General features: G+C 69.7%; 15 protein-coding genes and 2 pseudogenes. 14 read left to right on the forward strand and 3 right to left on the reverse strand.

The features are described 5' to 3' along the window. The first annotated feature begins 271 nt into the window (after window positions 1–271). The 8 genes and pseudogenes from OG302_RS38700 (at window position 272) to OG302_RS38735 (ending at window position 9,005) form a co-directional block, all read left to right on the forward strand. Window positions 272–1,600 carry an extracellular solute-binding protein gene (locus OG302_RS38700; protein ID WP_371749422.1) on the forward strand — a complete coding sequence of 443 codons (1,329 nt, stop codon included), beginning with the start codon at window positions 272–274 and terminating at the stop codon, window positions 1,598–1,600. Continuing rightward, window positions 1,597–2,574, forward strand: coding sequence for a carbohydrate ABC transporter permease (locus OG302_RS38705; RefSeq protein ID WP_371749423.1), 978 nt, complete (start codon window positions 1,597–1,599; stop codon window positions 2,572–2,574). Before OG302_RS38700 ends, OG302_RS38705 begins: the two co-directional genes overlap by 4 nt. Beyond that, window positions 2,571–3,437 (forward strand): carbohydrate ABC transporter permease, encoded by an 867-nt coding sequence (locus OG302_RS38710; RefSeq protein WP_361839403.1) that lies wholly within the window; start codon window positions 2,571–2,573, stop codon window positions 3,435–3,437. Before OG302_RS38705 ends, OG302_RS38710 begins: the two co-directional genes overlap by 4 nt. A gap of 109 nt (window positions 3,438–3,546) precedes the next feature. Then, window positions 3,547–4,785, forward strand: a pseudogene (locus OG302_RS38715) (alpha-L-fucosidase). A gap of 80 nt (window positions 4,786–4,865) precedes the next feature. Next, window positions 4,866–6,302 (forward strand): chondroitinase-B domain-containing protein, encoded by a 1,437-nt coding sequence (locus tag OG302_RS38720; protein WP_371749424.1) that lies wholly within the window; start codon window positions 4,866–4,868, stop codon window positions 6,300–6,302. After that, window positions 6,299–7,114, forward strand: coding sequence for a sugar phosphate isomerase/epimerase family protein (locus tag OG302_RS38725; RefSeq protein WP_371749425.1), 816 nt, complete (start codon window positions 6,299–6,301; stop codon window positions 7,112–7,114). The genes OG302_RS38720 and OG302_RS38725 overlap by 4 nt, the downstream gene beginning before the upstream one ends. 14 nt (window positions 7,115–7,128) lie before the next feature. Further along, on the forward strand, window positions 7,129–7,773 hold the full coding sequence (locus OG302_RS38730) for an SGNH/GDSL hydrolase family protein (protein ID WP_371749426.1): 645 nt from the start codon (window positions 7,129–7,131) through the stop codon (window positions 7,771–7,773). Window positions 7,774–7,877: 104 nt separating this feature from the next. Next, window positions 7,878–9,005 carry a S1 family peptidase gene (locus OG302_RS38735; protein ID WP_371749427.1) on the forward strand — a complete coding sequence of 376 codons (1,128 nt, stop codon included), beginning with the start codon at window positions 7,878–7,880 and terminating at the stop codon, window positions 9,003–9,005. A gap of 64 nt (window positions 9,006–9,069) precedes the next feature. Here OG302_RS38735 and OG302_RS38740 read toward each other — a convergent pair whose 3' ends face one another. Beyond that, entirely contained in the window at window positions 9,070–10,572 is a 1,503-nt protein-coding gene (locus OG302_RS38740) for a carotenoid oxygenase family protein (protein ID WP_371750364.1), read from the reverse strand. A 156-nt stretch (window positions 10,573–10,728) separates the two neighbouring features. Continuing rightward, the gene (locus tag OG302_RS38745) at window positions 10,729–11,880 is read right to left on the reverse strand and encodes an agmatine/peptidylarginine deiminase (protein WP_371749428.1); all 1,152 of its coding nucleotides are present in this window, start codon (window positions 11,878–11,880) and stop codon (window positions 10,729–10,731) included. A 156-nt stretch (window positions 11,881–12,036) separates the two neighbouring features. On the opposite strand from OG302_RS38745, the pseudogene OG302_RS38750 reads away from it, so the two are divergent. After that, window positions 12,037–12,256, forward strand: a pseudogene (locus OG302_RS38750) (TetR family transcriptional regulator); the annotation flags it as partial. A gap of 41 nt (window positions 12,257–12,297) precedes the next feature. On the opposite strand, the gene OG302_RS38755 reads toward OG302_RS38750, so the two are convergent. Then, window positions 12,298–12,858, reverse strand: coding sequence for a DinB family protein (locus OG302_RS38755; RefSeq protein WP_371749429.1), 561 nt, complete (start codon window positions 12,856–12,858; stop codon window positions 12,298–12,300). Between the two features lie 285 nt (window positions 12,859–13,143). Here OG302_RS38755 and OG302_RS38760 point away from each other — a divergent pair, with 285 nt between their 5' ends. From OG302_RS38760 to OG302_RS38780, 5 genes are all read left to right on the forward strand, one after another. Further along, on the forward strand, window positions 13,144–14,415 hold the full coding sequence (locus OG302_RS38760) for an alginate lyase family protein (protein ID WP_371749430.1): 1,272 nt from the start codon (window positions 13,144–13,146) through the stop codon (window positions 14,413–14,415). Window positions 14,416–14,700: 285 nt separating this feature from the next. Continuing rightward, a complete protein-coding gene (locus OG302_RS38765; RefSeq protein WP_371750365.1) occupies window positions 14,701–15,834 on the forward strand; it encodes a serine hydrolase domain-containing protein in 1,134 nt (377 codons plus the stop codon). 337 nt (window positions 15,835–16,171) lie between these two features. Continuing rightward, on the forward strand, window positions 16,172–17,677 hold the full coding sequence (locus OG302_RS38770; RefSeq protein ID WP_371749431.1) for a hypothetical protein: 1,506 nt from the start codon (window positions 16,172–16,174) through the stop codon (window positions 17,675–17,677). Between the two features lie 164 nt (window positions 17,678–17,841). Continuing rightward, complete coding sequence (locus tag OG302_RS38775; RefSeq protein ID WP_371749432.1) at window positions 17,842–19,257, forward strand: NAD-dependent succinate-semialdehyde dehydrogenase; 1,416 nt, start codon at window positions 17,842–17,844, stop codon at window positions 19,255–19,257. Between the two features lie 233 nt (window positions 19,258–19,490). Further along, window positions 19,491–20,318 carry an aldo/keto reductase gene (locus OG302_RS38780; protein WP_371749433.1) on the forward strand — a complete coding sequence of 276 codons (828 nt, stop codon included), beginning with the start codon at window positions 19,491–19,493 and terminating at the stop codon, window positions 20,316–20,318. Window positions 20,319–20,383: the final 65 nt, after the last annotated feature.

The raw sequence follows: 20,383 nt of genomic DNA on the forward strand, positions 1-20,383 counted from the left end.
GTGCAGCGCGTGTACGCGCCGTGAACGCGTGGGGTCGATGCCCTGTGCAGCGAGAACCTGAAGTCGGCGGGCGGGAGTTCAAGGTCCTCACCCCTATGGCGGCGTGGTCCGCCGCGGGGTGGTGTACAGGGGGAGTGTGCGTACGGCGTTCGGTGGGTCGATCAGGAAATTTTGTATTCATCGGAGTATTGACCCGGGATTTGCCGCCCCGTTAGCGTCCCCGGCAAGCGCTTACTAGGGGCGGCTGTGACGCAGTGAAACGGGAGTTGTGATGCAGAGATCGCGGTGGATCGGTGCGGGTTTCCTCGCATCGGCACTGATCCTCACCAGCTGTACATCAGGTCCCGCGGGAGCGGACGTCGAGCAGGACTCCAAGGCGCCGCTCGAACTGTGGACCAGGACGACACCGGGCGGGCCGGGGGAGAAGGGCACGCTCGCCCTGGCCGCCGCCTTCGAGAAGTCCACCGGCCTCAAGGTCAAGGTCACGGCCATCTTCGACGACTTCGAGACCAAGCTGCAGCAGCGGGCCGCGCAGAAGGACCTCCCCGACATCGTCATGAACGACGTGACACAGCTCGGCGCCATGCACAGCCAGGGTCTGCTCCGTGAGATAGACCTGGACAAGATCAAGAGCAGCGGTGAGATCACCGCGCAAGGCCTCGACTCCGGAAAGAGCCTGGACGGCAAGCAGTTCGGCCTGCCGTACTCGGCGCAGGCCACAGGGCTGCTCATCCGCAAGGACTGGCGGGAGAAGCTGAAGCTCGAAGTCCCCCAGAACTGGGACGACTTCGCCGCGATGGCCAAGGCCTTCACGACCAAGGACCCGGACGGCGACGGAAAGAAGAACACCTACGGCCTCGCCGCCCCGCTGTCCACCAAACGCGGCTACGCCTCCTGGTACTTCTCCAACTTCCTCTGGGCCGCGGGCGGAGACTTCATCGCCGATGCCGGGGACGGGAAGTACCGGCCGGCCATGACCACGAAGAACTCGGTGCGGGCAGTGCAGTGGTTCCGCGACCTGGGCTGCGAGGGCAAGGCCATCCAGCCCGGCGCGGTCACCATGGACACCCCGCCCACGAACGAGACGTTCGAGGCGGGACGGACCGGCATGTTCGCCGTCGGCCCCTACCTCCTGCCCCGCTTCGACGAGGTGCTCGGCAAGGACAAGTACGAGGTCGTGCCGATGCCCAAGGGCCCCAGGGACGCGACCGTGCTCGCCGAGGGCGGCTCCGTCTATCTGATGGCGGGCTCCGCGAACCGGGCAGGCCAGGACTCCTTCGCCGACTTCGCCGTCTCCGCCAAGGGGCAGCGCACAGGCATGAAGGGCGAGACCGGCTTCACCGTACAACTGCCCGTCAACAAGACGGTGGACGTCTCCAAGGTCCGCCCCGATCCCCGCTGGCAGACCTACGCCGAGGTGTACCGCTCCTCGGGCCGGTACGCCCCCTCCATCCCGAACTGGACCGCCGTCCGGCAGACCACCGCGGAGACCATCAACGCCCTGATGGCCGACTGCGGCCTGAACACCGAGAAGGAGCTGCGCGACCTCGACAAGCAGCTCGCCGGCATCCTCCAGGAACAGGGAATCGCCGCGTCATGAGCCTCGACCAGGTGAAACGCGCTCCGTTCGGCGGCGGAGGGGGGACCGCCCGCACAGCGGGACCCGCGGACCGCGGCGCAGGTGCCGCGGGCTGCCGAAGGCGCAGCCGCCGAGCCGGCCGGTGGTGGACGCCGTGGCTGTTCCTGGCGCCCGCGCTCCTCCTCTTCCTGTACTTCAAGTTCATCCCCATGGCCAACGCCCTGACGATGTCCTTCCAGGAGGTCCAGCCCTACCTCGGGAACCGGTGGGTCGGCACCCAGAACTACGCCACCGTGCTCGGCTCCGACGGCTTCCGCGAGGCCGCCTGGCACACCGTCGTCCTGGCCGCCGGGCAGACGGCGGGCTCGATGCTCCTCGGCCTGGCGCTCGCGCTGTTGATGGAGGGGCAGGGCCGCCGCCTCGGCATCGTGCGCTCCGCGGCGTTCCTGCCGGTCGTGGTGCCGATCGCCGTCGTCGCCGAACTGTGGCGGATCATGTACCACCCGACCGAGGACGGCATGCTCAACTCCGTCCTCGGCCTGGTGGGGTTCGGCCCCTCCGGGTTCATCAACGACCCTGACTCGTCGCTCGTGTCGATCATGCTCACCGGCATCTGGCGCGGGGCCCCCTACGACATGATGATCTTCCTCGCCGGGCTCGCGAGCGTGGACCGCGGTCTCTACGAGGCCGCGAAGGTCGACGGCGCCTCCAGGCTGCAGCGCGTGTGGCACGTGACGGTGCCCGGCCTGCGGTCGGTGTTCTCGATCCTGTTCATCCTCGCCGCGATCCGCGGACTGCGGGTGTTCACCGAGGTCTTCCTGCTCACGAACGGCGGGCCCGACGGCTCCACCGAGGTCGTCATGACCCTGATCTACAAGCTCGGCCTCGAACAGAACCGGCTCGGCGTCGGAGCGGCGGGAGCCGTCCTGCTGTTCGTCATGACGCTGATCCTGACGATCGTCGTCCACCTCGTGCGCCGCAGGGAGAGCAAATGAACGCGCCGACCGAGACCGCACTCGGCCTGACCGAGAGCCGGAGCACCGCGGGGCGGGCCCTGAAGGCCGTCACGTACCTCCTGGTCCTGATCGTCTTCGCGGGACCGCTGCTCGCCCTCCTCGTCAGCGCCTTCAGCAAGGTCAAGGACCCCACCCAGCTGAGCGTCATCCCCTCGGGCGCCACCCTGGACAACTTCCGGATCGCCTTCGACCAGGGCGTGCTGGCGTACCTGCTGAACTCGTTCTTCGTGGTCGGCTTCGGCCTGCTGCTCCAGGTGGCCGTCTCCGTCCTGGCCGGATACGCGCTGGCCCGGAAGGTCTTCCCCGGGATGACGGTGGCCCTCGTGGCGATCCTCGCCACGCTGATGCTGCCCGAGGAGATCCTGGCCCTGCCGCTGTCCTTGATCCTCGCCGATCTGCCGGTCGTCCACTTCAACCTCATCGGCACCCTCGCGGGAATGATCGTCCCGCTGGGCGCCTGGGGATTCTCCATCCTGGTGATGACCGAGTTCATGAAGGACGTGCCCAAGGAGCTCGAAGAGGCAGCGCGTATCGACGGCGCCGGTGACCTGCGCATCTTCGCCCAGATCATTCTGCCGATGTGCAAGCCCGCGCTGGGCGTCATCGGGGTCTTCGGCTTCACGATGATCTGGGACCAGTACCTGCTGCCCCTGCTCGTCGCCACGGACTCCTCCTCCTACACGCTGCCGCTGGCGCTGCGCACCCTGCGGATCGACCCCGACGTCACGCCCGGAGTGGTCCTCGCGGCCTCGCTGCTCGCCCTGCTGCCCTCCGTGATCGTCTTCCTGTTCTTCCAGCGCTCCTTCGTGCACGGGCTGTCCTCCGGAGCCCTGAAGGGCTGAGCCACCCCGGCAACCCGTCCGCCGCAGCACCCACGACCGCAAGGAGCGACACCCCGTGAGCCCGACCGAAGCCCCCGACACCACCTGGTTCACCACCGACCGGTTCGGCATGTTCGTCCACTGGGGCCTGTACTCCCTCGCCGCCCGCCACGAGTGGGTCAAGAACCGGGAGCAGCTCTCCGACGAGCAGTACCAGGTGTACTTCGACCACTTCGACCCCGACCGCTACGACCCGGTCCGGTGGGCGCGGACCGCCAAGGCCGCAGGCATGCGGTACGTCGTGCTCACCACCAAGCACCACGACGGCTTCTGCCTGTGGGACAGCGCCCTCACCGACTACAAGGCCACCAAGACCCCGTACGGCCGCGACCTCGTCCGGCCGTTCGTCGAGGCGTGCCGCGCCGAGGGGCTCAAGGTCGGCTTCTACTACTCGCTCATCGACTGGCACCACCCGTCGTTCCCCGTGGACGGCACCCACCCCCAGCGCGACGACGAGGAGTTCAAGGCCGCCACCGCCGACCGTGACATCCGCGACTACCGGAGCTATCTGCACGGCCAGGTCCGCGAGCTGCTGACCGACTTCGGACGCGTCGACTACCTCTTCTTCGACTTCTCGTAAGCGGGCCGCCACTGGTGGGGCGGCAAGGGCCCCGACGACTGGGACGCGCCGAAGCTCCTGGAGATGATCCGCGAACTCCAGCCGCACACCCTCGTCAACGACCGGACCGGACTACCCGGCGACTTCGTCACCCCCGAGCAGTACCAGCCCGCGGGCCCGATGACCAAGGACGGGCGGCCCGTGGTCTGGGAGGCCTGCCAGACACTCAACGGCAGCTGGGGCTACGACCGCGACAACCTCGACCACAAGAGCGCCGACCTGCTGATCCGCATGCTCGTGGACGGCGTGTCCAAGGGCGGCAACCTGCTGCTCAACGTCGGCCCCACCGGCCGCGGCGACCTCGACCCGCGCGCGGTCGGCACCCTCGGCGAGCTCGGCCGCTGGACGGACCTGCACGAGCGGGCGTTCCGCGGCTGCGGCCCGTCCCCGTACACCGCACCCGCCGACTGCCGCTACACCCAGCGCGGTGACCGGCTCTACGTCCACCTGTTCTCCTGGCCCCTGCGCCATCTGCACCTGCCGGGACTCGCTGGACGGGTGCGCTACGCCCAACTCCTGAACGACGCTTCCGAGATCACCCGGATCGAGATCGCCCCCGGCGAGCCCGCCCTCAACACCGAGATGGGCGGACAGCCCGCGGGCACCCTCACCCTCCAACTCCCGGTCCAGCGCCCCGACACACCCGTGCCGGTGATCGAGCTGTATCTGGACCCCGTGGCGGCCGGCTGACGGCTCGTCGGCCGAAGCCGCCCCGGATTCCCTTCCACCCGTGAAGTCCCTGTCCACCCAGCACCCCCCACGGAGGCAACATGAAACGCCGCACCTTCCTCACCGGCACGGCCTTAGGAGCAGCGCTCACCGCCGTGCCGCTCGCCGCTCTGCGCACGGCAGGCGCAGCCGAGAGCGGGACGTCCGCCACGGTCAGTTCCCTGAGCGACCTGCAGAAGGCGATCAACAGCGCCGCACCCGGCGCCCGCATCGTCCTGGCCGACGGCACCTACACCGTCCCGTCCGGCACCTCCATCAACGTCACGGGCAAGAACGGCACCCAGGACGCCCCCATCACCATCTCCGCCGCGTCCCGCGGCGGCGCTGTGCTCCGCGGCGAGCGCGGCTTCGCCTTCAGCAACTCCAGCAACATCACCGTCAGCGGCTTCGCATTCCGCCAGAGCACCACCCTGGAGATACCGGCGAACTGCTCACGCATCAGGCTGACCCGCAACGACTTCCGGCTCGCCGACATCGAGGGCCTGCACTCGGTGATGGTGCGCGCGGACGACAGCAAGGTCGACCGCAACCACTTCCACGGCAAGACCACCCTCGGCGTCTTCCTCTGCGTGGAGGGCTCCGGCAGCACGGCCATGGCCCAGCGCGTGCACATCCTGCGCAACCACTTCTCCGACCACAGCTTCGCCGGTGCGAACGGAGGGGAGCCCATCCGCCTTGGCGTCAGCCCCCGCGCGCTCTCCGCTGCCCACGCCATCGTGGAGTACAACCTCTTCGAGCGCTGCGACGGAGACCCCGAGGCCATCTCGGTGAAGTCCTCGGACAACACCGTCCGCTACAACACGATCCGCGACAGCGCCGGTGGCATCGTCCTGCGCCACGGCAATCGCACCCGCGTGGAGAGCAACTACCTCCTCGACGGCAAGGAAGGCTTGCGTCTCTACGGCAACGACCACGTGGTCCTCAACAACTTCGTGGCGGGCCTGTCCGGGCGCGCGCTGGTGGTCGGCAGCGGCAGTACCCGCGACCACAACTCCGGTGAGACGCCCGAGGAGCGGCGCGGCAACGACGCGTGCGACCGCGCGGTGATCGTGCACAACACGCTGGTCGGCAACGCCGAAACCCTGGCGGGGGAGACCCGGGAGTACGAGCCTCAGAAGGTGGTCATCGCCGACAACCTGCTGGTGGGCGACTCGGGCAGCCTGGTCGCGATGGGGAAGACCACCGGCTTCACCTGGCAGAGCAACATCCTGTGGGGCGGTGCGGCCAACGGCAACATTCCCACGGCCGGCTTCACGCGGGTCGACCCGCTGCTGCGGAAGGAGTCCGACGGTGTGTCCCGGCTTTCGGCGGGCAGTCCGGCGATCGGCAAGGCGACGCTCGGCAGCCCGGCCGTGACCGATGACATCGACGGGCACCCGCGGGGCGGCACACGGGACATCGGTGCCGACGAGTACGCGACGACAGCCCCACTGCGCCGCCCCCTCACGGTGGCCGACGTGGGCCCGAACGCGGCATGAGCGGGGACAGCGCGGCCGTGAGCAGGCTGGGGCTCTGCTCCGTCACCTTCCGGCACCTGCCCGCCGCCGAGGTCGCGCGCCGCGCCGCGGACGCGGGGCTCGACGTCGTGGAGTGGGGTGCGGACGTACACGCGCCTCCGCGGGAGCGGGACACGGTCCGCGCTGTCCGTGATGTCTCCGATCGTTATGGGCTCGCCTGCTGCTCGTACGGTTCGTATTTCCGCGCGGGGGCGGGCGAGTTGGCCGGGTTCCCGGCGCTCGCCCGCGCCGCGGTGCTCCTCGGTGCGCCCCGGGTGCGCGTCTGGGCGGGCGGCACCGGATCGCGGGAGGTCACGGCCTCCGAGCGGCAGGGGACCGTGGCCCGGCTGCGCGAGGCGGCCGGGATCGGGGCCGACCACGGCCTCGAACTCGCCCTGGAGTTCCATGCGAAGACCCTGACCGACACCGTCGCCTCCACCCTCCGGCTGCTGGACGAAGTGGGCGCCCCCAATCTGCGCACGTACTGGCAGCCGCCGCTGGACGCTCCCGACGAGGAGGCGCTGGCCGGGCTCGCCGAACTCGGGGACCGGGTCAGCGGGGTGCACGTCTTCTCCTGGTGGCCGGGGAACCACCGACTGCCGCTGGCCGATCGCGAGGAGCTGTGGACGGCCGTCTTCGGCCACCTGAGCGAACAACACCCGCACCCCGACGCCCTCCTGGAGTTCGTGCCCGGCAGCGACCCCGCCCTGCTGAGGCGTGAGGCCGACACACTGCGACGTACGGTGGCCCGGCGCTCGGAGCGGCCGGCGAGACCGGCCGGGCGCTCGCACTGAGGAGGCAGACGCACATGCACATCACGGCAGACGACAAACTCCTGTTCATCGGCGACTCCATCACCGACGCGGGCCGCGACCGCACGGATCCCACCTCGCTCGGCAACGGATACGTCCGCGAGATCGCGCAGGCCCTGCGCGCCGAGGCGGGCGGCGAAGGAGCCGTGCCCGAGGTCATCAACAAAGGCGTCAACGGCCACCGCGTGTACGACCTCGAATCCCGCTGGACCACCGACGTCATCGCCCCGCGGCCCACCGTGGTCACGGTCAAGATCGGCATCAATGACACCTGGCGGCGCTACGACCACCAACTGCCCAGCCCGGTCCCCGAGTTCGAGGCCTGCCTGGACCGCATCCTCACGCACACCCGGCAGAAGCTGTCCGCCCGGCTCGTCGTCATCACCCCCTTCCTCCTCCCGGTCACCCCGGAGCAGGAGAGCTGGCACGAGGACCTGGCCCCCCGCACCGAAGCCGTCCTGCGCGCGGCGCGCGGCAACGACGCCCAACTGGTGCGCGCGGACCTGCTCCTGCCCCGTGCCGCCGAGGAGAGCGGTGCGGCGGCCCTGGCTCCCGACGGGGTCCATCCGAGTCCGCGCGGCCACCGGCTGATCGCCGAGGCATGGCTTGCCGAGGTCATGGCTTCCCACGGTCATCGCTGAACACAACTCCCGTCGCACCCGTATCTAGGGCCGGACATGTCACCGGCTTCGGCCGGTGACCGGATGCGGAATCCCCCACGGGACCCCCCACAGGAGGCGACGAGTTGAGGCACAAGCGAATACCCAAGCGGAAGGCCCTTCTGGCAGGGGCGGCGGCCATGGGCATGGTCGCGACGGCCGTCCTGCTGCAACAGGCCAACGCCTCGCAGTCCGGTTCGGAGACCGCCTCAGGGACCGCTGTCAAGAGGGTCAGCGCGGCATCGGCGACGAAACTGGTCGAGCCGCTGGCCTCGCAGCTCGGTGACGCGTACGCCGGGGCGTACTACGACGAGGCGAAGCAGCAGCTGGTCGTCAACGTCGTGGGCGACGACAACGCGGTGAACGTGCAGGTGAAGAGAGCTGGAGCGGTGGCGCGGAGCGTCGACAACAGCGCCGGTGAACTGGGAGCAGCCGCGAAGACACTGAGCAGCCGGGCCACCATGGCCGGAACCGCGTGGGCCACGGACCCCAAGACGAACCGGATCGTGGTCACGGCCGACCGCACCGTCACCGGCGAACGCTGGGACAAGCTGGAGTCGACCGTCGAATCCCTCGGCTCGGGGATGGCCCGCATCCAGAAGTCCGCGGGAGAGTTCAAGCCCTTCGCCGCGGGCGGTGACGCCATCTTCGGAGGCGGTGCACGCTGCTCGCTCGGCTTCAACGTGACGACCGATGACGGAGCCCCCGCCTTCCTCACCGCGGGGCACTGCGGGGTGGCCGCCGAGAGCTGGTCGGACGCCCAGGACGGCGCTGCCATCGGAACCGTCCAGGCCGCGACGTTCCCCGGGGACGGCGACTTCGCCCTGGTCACGTACGACGATGCGGCGACGGAGGCCCCGAGCACGGTCGACACTGGTGACGGTCAGACAGTGGAGATCACGCAGGCCGCCGAGGCTGCGGTCGGGCAGGAGGTGTCCCGCATGGGCAGCACCACCGGCCTCCAGGACGGTGTGGTCACCGGCCTCAACGCCACGGTGAACTATCCGGAAGGCACCGTCAGCGGCCTCATCCAGACCGACGTCTGCGCCGAACCGGGAGACAGCGGCGGCTCACTGTTCACCGCCGACGGCAGCGCGATCGGCCTCACGTCGGGCGGCAGCGGCGACTGCACCGCGGGCGGCGAGACCTTCTTCCAGCCCGTGACCACCGCACTGGACGCGGTCGGCGCGACGATCGGCACCGGCGGCAACTGACGGACTCGGCCGGTCGGCGGCGGCCGACCGGCCGAGACCCGCGGCCCCTAGTGCTCAAACGCGGCTACAGTTCCCCGACCCAGCTTCCGTGGAAGCCCAGCGGCACCCGCCCCGGCAGGTGGACGCGGGCCAGCGGGTGGGACGTGAAGTCCTGGGCCGCGAGGATCACCAGGTCGGTGGCGCCGCGGTCGGGGTCGTGCACGTAGGAGAGGAGGTAACCGTCGTCCTCGTCCCGCGCGCCCCGGCGCGGCACGAACACCGGCTCGCTCGCCGCCGCGCCCTTCGGGAAGCGCACCACCTCCTTGCTGTCGCGCAACATGTCGTGCTTCACCAGGCAGTTGCTGAACTTGTCATCCGGCGGCACCCCGTCCACCGTCTCGTACGCGCGCCACATCTCGGCCGCGCTCACCGTGTAGCCATAGCGGTGCCTGCGCGAGACCAGGGATTCGTTGACGCGAGGGAACTCCTGGGGCAGATCGTCGATGCGAGAGCAGCGGACCCGGCCCGCGCGCAGGTCGACCGTCCAGCGGTCCAGCGTCGGCGTGCCGGTCGTGAACGGGCCGCCGTTGCCCCGCCCGGCCACGTAGAACGGGGCTGGCATGCTGGTGTACTCCACCACCACCGAGTCGCCCTGGTCGTACGCGTTGAGGGTGTGCGAGTAGAAGACCGGGTCGATCTCGAACCAGCGGGTCGCGCCGCCGGCCCGCGGCACGACCCCGACGCGCATCGGGTGCCGCTCGTTCCAGACGTACGGCACCGCCGCCCCCGCCCCGGCCGCCGCCGCGTCGAACGTGACCGGGACGTCCACGATCACCACGTACTTCTGGGTGAGGGCGAAGTCGTGCATCATCGGCGCGTCCGGCACCGGGATCCTGCTGCTCCGCGCCACCCGGCCGGTCCGGTCGATCATGATGTGCCGGACGTGGTCCCAGGTCGGGTAGTACGCCACCGCGTGCAGCTCATCCGCTGCCGCGTCGTACTTGGTGTGCGCGGTGAACGCGCCCCGCAGCGTGGAGCGGAAGTCGTACGGTCGCACCGTGCCGAGCTCGCCGTCCAGCTCGTACGGCAGCGGCCCGCCCTCCTGGAGAGCCAGGATCCGTCCCTTGTACGGGATCACGTGCGTGTTGCACGCGAAGTCGTCCGGCGGGACCTCGCCCGGGTACTTCTCGCCCAGCTTCTTCGCCACCTGCGAGGAGCGCACCCACCGGTTCCGATACCACTCGGCGCGTCCGCCCCGCAGCCGTACCCCGTGCACCATGCCGTCGCCCAGCATCCAGTGATGGGCCCGCGGGTCCTCCAGCCCCAGCGCGTTCGGGCCGGTGCGCAGGAAGCGGCCGTCCAGGTCACGCGGCACGCGGCCCGTCACCTTCAGGTCGAACGCGGTCAACTCCTCGGTGACCGGCGCGAAGGCGCCCTTCAGGAAGGGGAGAGACCCTTCGCCGCTTTTGCCGTCGGCCTGACGTTGTGACGCCGCGGCCTCTTGGCCGAGCCCGTACCCGCCGACCACGCTGCCCGCTGCCGCGAGCGCCGCCCCCTGGAGAATCCTCCGCCGCGTATGACCGGTCATCATGTCTCCCCCCGTTCCCGTCGGTGACCGGCGGGGAAACCGCCGGACTGTTCGCTGGTGACGGGAGCAAGCCTGCGCCGACGAGGGCCGTGAGACAGGAGGTCTGAGGCCCGGACCTGGGGTGTCGCTGACGCCACCCCCTCGGTTGACGGGGTCTCAGTCGACGGGCTTGCCGGGCTGGTCGTGCGTCGAGCAGTGGATGCCGCCGCCACCGGAGGCGATGGTGTCGATCGGGATCTGCACGATGTCGCGCTTGGGGAAGTGCTCCTGCAGGATGCTCTTGGCGCGCTTGTCGGCCTTGTGGTCGCCGAACCTGGGCAGGAAGACGGAGTCGTTGGCGATGTAGAAGTTGGCGTAGGCCGAGACGAAGTCGTCGCCCTCGCCGGTGATCCTGTCCAGGTCGGGCTGCGGCAGGTCGATGATCTCGAAGGGGCGGCCCTTGGCGTCGGTGGCCTTGGCGAGCACGGACTTGGCCTGGTCGGCGGCGCGGGACCAGGAATCGGCGGGCATGCCGGGAAAGGCCCGGTCCAGGAGCACCACGCCGGGTGCGGTGAACCGCACGAGGCTGTCCACGTGCGCGTCGGTGATGTCCTCGCCGCGCACGCCGGCCAGCCAGATCACCTTCTTGATGCCCAGCGTCCGCTTGATCTCGGCCTCGATCTGGTCCCGGCTCTTACCCGGGTTGCGGTTGTCGTTGACGATCGAGCTCTCGGTGATGAGGAGGGTGCCCTCGCCGTCGGTCTCGAAGGAGCCGCCCTCGGCTACCAGGGGCGCCTTCCTGCGCGGGATGTCGTACGCCGAGAGGAGGGTGCGGCCGACGCGTGCGTCGTTCGTGTGCTCCTGTTTGTTGCCCCACCCGCTGAAGTTGAGGTCGACGCCGACGACGTCGCCGTCGTGCTCCACGAACACGGGCACGGTGTCGCGGGCCCACAGGTCGTCGACGGCCAGCGGGATGACCTCGACGTCGCGCCCGCAGGCCTTCTGGGCGGCTTTCTGCTGGTCGGGCCTGGCCAGCATCACGACGTACTCGTACTCCGCGATGGCGCGGGCGATGCGGGCGATGTCCTCACGCACGTAGGGCAGGTCCTCTCCCCACACCGATTCCAGGGCGGGCCAGGACATGAAGGTGCGGGCGTGGTTCTCCCACTCGGCCTCCATGCGCAGGCCCTCGGCCTCCGTGTCGCGGGCGGTGCTCGCGGCCCCCGTCAGTTCGTCACCGGGACCGCAGGCCGACGCGCCCAGGACGACGGCACCGATCCCGCCGAGCGTGCGCAGGGCCGAGCGGCGGGAGGGGACGAGGGGGGACACGGTGAACTCCGATCATCGTGATGAGGACCAAGCTATCCATCGACATGGCAGGACGCGCGCCGAGCACGGTGCGGCCACTCGACGGTTCGACGACTCTGGCACAGACTGAAAATTCAGTCAAAGGTCAACGGCCGCTCCGAGTGCGGAGCTGGACGAGTCCTCCTCCTGGAGCTGCAGGACACCCAGGTGGTCAGGGAGAACAGCACCGCCTGGGGCGAGCCGCGGGCGAGCGCCGTCTTCGGCGAGGCGCTGAGGGAGGCCCTCGTCAGGGCAACCCTGGTGTGGGTGCAGGAGGTGGCGGCCCTCCTCGGCCAGGTGCAGCCGACGGCCCCGGCGCCCGCCCTGGCCGCGGCAGGAGAGTGGCTCACCGCCGCGCCACTGAAAAATCAGTCAAAGAGCGCGGTCGGCGGGCCCGCCTCAGGCCATGCTCTGCGCGCCGTCCATGGACTCACGGATGATGTCGGCGTGGCCGGAGTGCTGGGCGGTCTCGGTGACGATGTGCATCAGCACCCGGCGGGCCGACCATTGCGCGTCGGCCTCGAACCACGGAGCCTTCGGCAGCGGCCACGTCACGTCCAAGTCGGGGAGGGTGGCCACCAGTTGGTCGGTCCTGCGGGCCACTTCCTCGTAGTCGGCCAGTACACCGGCCAGCGTCTCGCCCGGCAGCATCCGGAAGCCCTCCGCCCGGTCGGCCCAGTCGGCCTCGGTCATGGATGTGAAGTCCGGCATCGTCGCCGGTCCGTTCAGGATGAAGTCCACCCAGGACTGCTCGACCCCGGTGACGTGCTTGATCAGGCCGCCGATGCACAGTTCGCTCGCGGTGGTCCGCAGCCCGGCCTGCTCGTCCGTGAGGTCGCGGGCGGTGAAGCGCAGGAAGTGCCGGTGCTTGGCCAGGGTCTCCAGCCACTCGGCGCGCTCACCGGTGACGGCCGGGGTGTCCGTCGGCTCAGGGTTGGTGGTCAGCTCGTTCGAAGTCATGGTCTCCGCCTTCCGATGTTCCTGTCCCGCCGGTCAGGACCACATTAAGAGGCATATAGGCCAGAACAGGTCCTATATGGAAGCCGGTTCCTCGACGCCGGGCGTGAGCGAGCGAGGGTGCCGGCCGTATGTGAGTACCCCGTGAGTCGCCAACGAGCCGTCGTGTCACATCCGTTGCCTGAGCGGCCCGCGGGTTCTACGCTCACCCGGTCCAGGTGGCGAACGTTGTTCACATATCTGATCCGCTCGTCATTCGTCATTCGTAGCTCGTGACTGGAGTGTGTGATGCGCGGAAGATCCCGGGTGCGGTTCGGCGCCTTGCTCACCGCGGTGGCGGCCCTCGCCTCCGCCGTGATGCCGGTCGCGAACGCCTCCGCCCGCGAGGACGCCCCGCGAACCGCCGTTCTCGACGGTGAGCGGCTCCAGTGGACCAAGCTCCGCCTGGAGCACGGCGACCCCCAACTCAAGCGATCCGTAAGGGATTTGACTGCGCGCGCCGACGCCTGGATAGGGCAGGGACCCTGGACGGTCGTCGACAAGCCGAAGCCCGCACCTGGCGGTGACGTGCACGACTACCTGAGTCAGGCGCCCTACTGGTGGCCCACGCAGACGCCGACGGCCGACAACCCGTGGGGCTGCCCGTACGAACAGCGCGACGGGCAGCGCAACCCCGAGGTCGACACCGGGACCGACCGCCAGGACGTGGAAAAGGTCTTCGACTCGACGTACGACCTCACGCTGGCCTGGTACTACACGGGAAAGAAGCGGTACGCCGAGAAGGCGGCCTCCGTCCTGCGGACCTGGTTCCTCGATCCGGCGACGAAGATGAACCCGAACTTGGACCACGCACAGTTCATCCCCTGCAAGTACGACGGCCGGGCCATCGGCATCATCGACTTCTCGCAGTCGTACACGAGCGTCGTCGACGCGATCGCGATCCTCGGCACGGGCGCACCCGGCTGGTCCAGGAGCGACCGCTCCGCGATGACGAAGTGGAACAAGGACTTCCTCGGCTGGCTCGTCGACAGCGACTTCGGCAAGCAGGAGGACGCCGCGCAGAACAATCACGGCACGTTCTACGACATGCAGGTCGCCGCCCTCGCCTACGCCACCGGCGACACGGCGCTCGCACGCCGCACCGTCAGCGACGCCCGCACCCGCCGCATCGACCCCCAGATCGCGGGCGACGGCAGCCAGCCGCAGGAGCTTGCCCGGACGCGGAGCTGGCACTACTCGACCTTCGACCTGGTCGCCTACACACGGCTCGCCGCCATCGGCCGGCACGTGGGTGTGGACCTCTGGTCGCACCAAGGCCCCGACGGGCAGGGCTTGTTCAAGGCCGTCGGCTATCTCCTGCCCGCGGCGACGGGGGCGGCGCGGTGGCCGCACCCCGAGCTGGACTTCCACCGGTTCGCCGCCAGCGATGTCGTGCACGCGGCGGCCGACGCCGGGGACGCGGCCGCCCGCAAGGCGGTACCGAAGCTGGAGACGCCACCCGGCGGGGACCTGTGGGCGCTGCGCCCCGCGGCCGAACAGCTGGACTCGATCGCGGGCTGAGCGGCGGGGGAGAGGGAGGGGGAGGGAGATGCCGAGCGCCGGACCCGGGCGGGAGCGCCGCGAGACAGGACCGGAGTACCGGGGGATAGCCCCACCCGGGCCGGGCGGCTAGCAGGATCGTTCCGGACCGGCGCTTCCGGAAATGCTGGGACCGGCAGAAATGCCGCTGGTTTCCCATGATCCCGTAGGAGTTGGCGCGTGCGTGAGCAGGTATTGCAGAGGTCGGGTTCCTCCAGTCAGGTCCCCCGGCAGTCCCCCCGGCAGACCTCCAGGCGACAGGGCGGTCTGCGCAGGGCCGTTCCGGCCGTGGCCGCGGCGGCCGTCGGTGTCCTGACGCTGGGTGCCCTGGCGCCGCCCGCGGTGTCCGCGGCGCGGCCGGACACCGTCGACACCGTCCAACAGGGCCTGAACGGGCTTGTGCACACCGATGGCCTGCCCGCCGCGCTGGCCGGCGTCAAGGACGGCGAAGGCCGCAAGGGCCACACCCGCAACTACACCGCAGGCGTCGGCGATCTGGCCACCGGCTCCAAGGTGCCCAGGGATGGCCGGGTGCGCATCGGTAGCAACACCAAGACATTCACCGCGGTGGTCGTGCTGCAACTGGTCGCCGAAGGGAAGATCGGCCTCGACACCTCGGTCGACACCTATCTGCCGGGCCTCGTCCGCGGGGAGAACATCGACGGAGGACGCATCACCGTCCGCCACCTTCTCCAGCAGACAAGCGGACTTCCCAACTACAGCAAGTACCTTGATGAACCCCGGTACTTCACCCCGCGCGAGCTCGTCGACATCGCACTCCAGCACAAGGCCGAGTCCGATCCCGGAGAGAAGTGGGAGTACAGCAACACGAACTACGTGCTGGCCGGCCTGATCGTCGAGAAGGTCACCAGGCATTCCCTCGCCGAGGAGCTGGACCGGCGCATCATCAAGCGCATCGGGCTGCGCAACACCTACTTCCCCGACCGCCGCGACACGACCATCCGGGGACCCCATCCCCACGGGTACTACCGGGACGCGGCCGACGCGCCCCTCCAGGACATCACGGAGATCGACCCTTCCTGGGGATGGGCCGCAGGGCAGTTGATCTCCACCAACTCCGACCTCAACCGCTTCTACTCCGAGCTCCTGGGCGGCGGCCTCCTCCCCGCGGCCCAGCTCGCCCAGATGCGCGGCTCCACCCTCCCCGCGGAAGCCACCTTCGGCCCCGGTGCCCGCTACGGCCTGGGGATCGTGAGCAAGCCGCTCCCGTGTGGTGACGGCCTCTACTGGGGTCACGGCGGCAGCTTCCCGGGATACGAGACCCGGGGCGGAGCCACCGACGACGGCCGCGCCGCCAACGTCGCGGTGACCATGCAGCTGGACGACGAGGCGGGCAGGGCGCACGTCGACAAGGTCGTGGAATCGGCGCTGTGCCGCTGAGTCGCCTTATCGACCTGACACTTGTAGCACCGTGAGGGTGTGAGGTTCGGCCCATGGCCGACGGGGTGGTTTCCCTTCGGGGAGGCCACCCCGTCGGTCGTGGGGGGGGGGGTGCTCAACGCCATCAGGCGTCTGACGGGCGGAGGCCTGGATCAGGCGCCTTTTCTCATGCCCGCCCTCACCGGTCCTGTCCCCGCCGTCGTCCCCGTACCGGATCTTCGCGCTGCGCTCCCGAGCTACCCGGGTTAATTTGTCCACGTTTTTCCTACTTATGTCTTCCGTCCTGCGCCCTGCAGGCCGGAAGGGGAGCCCTGCTGCGTGTAGGGGAAGGCAGGCGATGGTCAAGACCTTGAACGCCCCGCTCGTCGGGCTGGAGAGCCGCGGTCCGACGCCGGCGGTCCGTACTCCGCGCCGCGTCGGAGGCCTGGGCGGGTTGGCTGCCGTGGCGGCGGCTTTCACACTGCTCCAACTGGTCCTCGTACGGCCCGGAATGGGTCTCGGGTGGGACGAGGCGGTGTACGTCAGCCAGGTCAGCGGTCACACTCCGGCGGCGTTCTTCAGCGCCCCCCGTTCCCGCGGGATCTCCCTGCTCGCCGCGCCGATCGCCTCGTGGTCGTCGTCCACCTCACTCCTGCGGGTCTATCTGGCCGTCCTGTCCGGCCTCGGCCTCTTCCTGGCGCTGCGCATCTGGCGGGGGCTGTTCCCCGAACGGGTGGTCGTCCTGGCGGGCGTCCTGTTCGCGACGCTCTGGGTGACGGTGTTCTACGGCCCGGAGGTCATGCCCAACTACTGGGTCGCGATCGGCGCCCTCGCCGGAGTCGGCTGCTTCCTGCGCGCCCAGGCCGACCGCCACGACCGGGCGGCGCTGTGGGGTGCGGGGGCGAGCGCCGCGCTGCTGGCGTGGATGCGGCCCACCGACGCCGTCTGGGTGGTCCTCCCGCTGTTCGTACTCCTGGTGTGCGTACGCCGGTGGCGGCGCCCGCGCCTTCTGGCGGCCCTCGTCGTGGGCCTGGGGTCGGGGGCCGTCGGCTGGGTGGCCGAGGCGTACGTCAGTTTCGGCGGCCTGGGTGCGCGGCTGGCCGATGCCTCCCGGATCCAGGGCGGCCTCGGCTGGAACATCGCCGTCCTCGACCAGTTGCGCGGCCTGGGCGGCCAGACCCTGTGCCGTCCGTGCGACAGCTCGCTCCCGGCCCCGCAGCTGATCGCGTGGTGGTTCGCCCTGCCGCTGCTCGCCGCCGTCGCTCTCGCCGTCGCGGTCAAGGGGCGGCGCACCGCGCGCACGCTCCTGCCGCTGGCCTGCGCCATGACGGCGAGCATCCCGTACCTGTTCATGATCGGATACGCCGCGCCGCGCTTCCTGCTGCCGTTCTACGCGCTCCTCGCCATCCCGGTCGCCGATGCCCTCGTTCACCTGGTCAACGCCGCGCCCCGGGCCTGGCGTCCGGCGGCGGTGACGTTGGCGGCTCTGGCGTTCGCCGGGCATCTGGCCATGCAGTACGTGGTACTGGAGGACGCCGTGGCCCGGTCCACCGCAGGGCGGCAGGAGTGGGCCCGCACGGCAGCCGAGCTGCACCGGCTCGGCGTACGGCCGCCTTGCGTCCTGAACGGATATGAGGCGCTCCCGATCGCCTTCTACGCCGGGTGCTCCTCCGCCCAGACCCAGGGGCACAACGCGAACACCACCCGGGAGGACTTCCTCCGGACCGCACGGCGGACGCCAACAGCCACGCTCGCCACGGAGGAGGAGGGGCCGCCGGGATACGCGCGTGACTGGCCGTCCCATCGGTTCGGCGACCTGCGGATTCATGTGAGTCCCGCGGCCCGGGCGGGTACCCGGGAGTGAGGTCCGGCGCGCACCGTCTGGCCGACTCCCGCAGAGGGCTTTACGCACCCTTTTTGGCATATGAACTGTTTGCGCCTCGTGAGGTCGGGTACCCCGGGATGGGGCCGGAACGCAGCGTTCCGTCCTGAGCCCGCACCGCCCTCACCCGTCGCTCTGGAGAGTTCATGTCAGATCAGCGCAAAAGTTCGTTTGCGACCGTGAGCCCGTACACGGGGGAGACCCTCGTGGAGTTCCCGGCCATCGAGGGCGAAGAAGTCGATGCGGCGGTCGAGACCGCGGGCGACGCGTTCGACGCATGGCGCAAGCGCCCGATCGCGGACCGCGCGGCCCTCGTCGGACGCGCCGCCGGCCTGATGAAGGAGCGCAAGGAAGAGTTGGCCCAGCTCATCACCCTGGAGATGGGCAAGCTCATCTCCGAGGCCCGCGGCGAGGTGGACCTCGCCGCGTCGATCCTGGAGTACTACGCGCGGCACGGGCCGGACTTCGCCGCCGCCGAGCCGCTCGACGTCGAGGAGGGGGAGGCGTACCTCGTCAGCGAGCCCCTCGGTGTCCTGCTGGGCGTCATGCCGTGGAACTTCCCGCTCTACCAGGTGGTCCGTTTCGCGGGGCCGAACCTGGTGCTCGGGAACACCGTGCTGGTCAAGCATGCCGGCATCTGCCCGCAGTCCGCCCTCGCCCTGGAGACGCTCTTCCGTGACGCGGAGGCCCCCGAGGGCGTCTACACGAACCTGTTCGTGAGCCACGAGGAGATCTCGCGCATCATCGACAGCCCGAAGGTCCGCGGAGCCTCCCTGACCGGCAGCGAGGGGGCCGGATCCAAGGTCGCCGAACGGGCCGGGCGGAACATGAAGCCCAGCCTCCTCGAGCTCGGCGGCAGCGACGTCTTCATCGTTCTCGACGGTGAGGGCCTCGAGCGCACGATCGGGGCCGCGGTGGCGGGCCGGATGGCGAACACCGGCCAGAGCTGTGTGGCCTCGAAGCGGTTCATCGTGCTGGAGGACGTGTACGACGACTTCGTCGACGGGCTGCGTCGCAAGTTCGAGGAGCTGCGCCCGGGAGACCCCGCCGACGAGGCGACCACTCTGGGCCCGCTCTCCTCCGAGCAGGCGGCATCGGACCTGGCCGACCAGATCCGCGAGACGGTGGACCAAGGGGCGGAACTGGTCACCGGCGGCCACCGGATCGACCGTCCGGGTGCCTTCGTCGAGCCGACGATCATCACCGGCGTCAAGCCGGGGATGCGTGCCTACGCCGAGGAGCTCTTCGGGCCCGCCGCGGTCATCTACCGCGTCGCCGACGAGGACGAGGCCATCGCCCTCGCCAACGACAGCCAGTACGGCCTCGGCGGCTCCGTGTTCTGCGCGGACGTGGAGCGCGGCCGACGGGTGGCGGAGCGCGTGGAGACCGGCATGGTCTGGGTCAACCACCCGACCTCGACCCAGCCCGACCTGCCGTTCGGCGGCATCAAGCGCTCGGGCTACGGGCGTGAACTCTCGAAGCTCGGCATGCAGGAGTTCGTGAACCGCAAGCTCGTCACGGTGCTGCCGCCCGACGCGGAGCTGAGCGGAATCGCAGGCTGAACGACCCGAACGCGTCCCGCCGGTCCGCTGGCGAACCCGGTCATCCGCGGCGGGACAAACACTGACCATACGTGTGTTTTGCGGCCGAGTGAGCGGAGAGGCGTATCGACATACAGCCCTCTGCACGTACGGCCTTCTGTACGTGCAGCCGTGTGCCCGTACAGGCCTCCGCACGCACAGTCGGCTGACCAAACAGACCGCTGATCGCGAAACCAGCAAGGCAAGGAGCCACCGTGACCGCAGTACCCGCCATCACCCTCAACAACGCCGTGCAGATCCCCCAGCTCGGCTTCGGCACCTTCCAGATCGAGCCGGAGGAGACCCGGGAGACGACGCTGGCCGCGCTGGAAGCCGGCTACCGCCACATCGACACGGCCGAGATGTACGGCAACGAGAAGGAGGTCGGCCAGGCAGTCCGTGACTCCGGCATCGACCGCGCCGACATCTTCGTGACCAGCAAGCTCAACAACGACGCCCATGCGCACGACGACGCACTCAAGGCGTTCGACCGCACGATGGACGACCTCGGCCTCGACTACCTCGACCTCTTCCTCATTCACTGGCCGCTGCCCGGCAAGGGCGACTTCGTCGAGACCTGGAAGGCCCTGGAGGAGATCTACCGCTCAGGGCGGTCCAAGGCCATCGGAGTCTCCAACTTCCAGCCCCACCACCTGCGTCGGCTGATGCAGGGCAGCGACGTGGTGCCCGCGGTCAACCAGATCGAGGTGCACCCCTACCTCACCCAGGACGACGTCAGGGCCTTCGGCGCCGAGCACGACATCGCCACCGAGGCCTGGTCGCCCATCGCGCAGGGCAAGGTGCTCGACGACCCGACCATCAACCGCATCGCGCAGCGGGTGGGCAAGTCGCCCGCACAGGTGACCCTGCGCTGGCACATCCAGCGCGGCGACATCGTCTTCCCCAAGTCGGTGACCCAGAAGCGCATCGAGGAGAACTTCGACCTCTTCGACTTCGAGCTCAGCGAGGGGGACATCGGTGAGATCTCGGCACTGAACCGCGACGAGCGGACCGGCCCCGACCCGGAACGCTTCAACGGCTGAGCATTTCAACGGCTGAGCGCGCAACGGGAGAAGGCGCCTGACGGGCCAAGGCCACGTCAGGCGCC

It is taken from the genome of Streptomyces sp. NBC_01283, from assembly GCF_041435335.1.
Lineage (GTDB): Bacteria > Actinomycetota > Actinomycetes > Streptomycetales > Streptomycetaceae > Streptomyces.

Coding starts and splice junctions, on each gene's coding strand:
- OG302_RS38730 (WP_371749426.1), top strand. CDS start 7,129: ATGCACATCACGGCAGACGACAAACTCCTGTTCATCGGCGACTCCATC.
- OG302_RS38770 (WP_371749431.1), top strand. CDS start 16,172: ATGGTCAAGACCTTGAACGCCCCGCTCGTCGGGCTGGAGAGCCGCGGT.
- OG302_RS38705 (WP_371749423.1), top strand. CDS start 1,597: ATGAGCCTCGACCAGGTGAAACGCGCTCCGTTCGGCGGCGGAGGGGGG.
- OG302_RS38740 (WP_371750364.1), bottom strand. CDS start 10,572: ATGACCGGTCATACGCGGCGGAGGATTCTCCAGGGGGCGGCGCTCGCG.
- OG302_RS38725 (WP_371749425.1), top strand. CDS start 6,299: ATGAGCGGGGACAGCGCGGCCGTGAGCAGGCTGGGGCTCTGCTCCGTC.
- OG302_RS38710 (WP_361839403.1), top strand. CDS start 2,571: ATGAACGCGCCGACCGAGACCGCACTCGGCCTGACCGAGAGCCGGAGC.
- OG302_RS38700 (WP_371749422.1), top strand. CDS start 272: ATGCAGAGATCGCGGTGGATCGGTGCGGGTTTCCTCGCATCGGCACTG.
- OG302_RS38760 (WP_371749430.1), top strand. CDS start 13,144: ATGCGCGGAAGATCCCGGGTGCGGTTCGGCGCCTTGCTCACCGCGGTG.
- OG302_RS38755 (WP_371749429.1), bottom strand. CDS start 12,858: ATGACTTCGAACGAGCTGACCACCAACCCTGAGCCGACGGACACCCCG.
- OG302_RS38720 (WP_371749424.1), top strand. CDS start 4,866: ATGAAACGCCGCACCTTCCTCACCGGCACGGCCTTAGGAGCAGCGCTC.
- OG302_RS38775 (WP_371749432.1), top strand. CDS start 17,842: ATGTCAGATCAGCGCAAAAGTTCGTTTGCGACCGTGAGCCCGTACACG.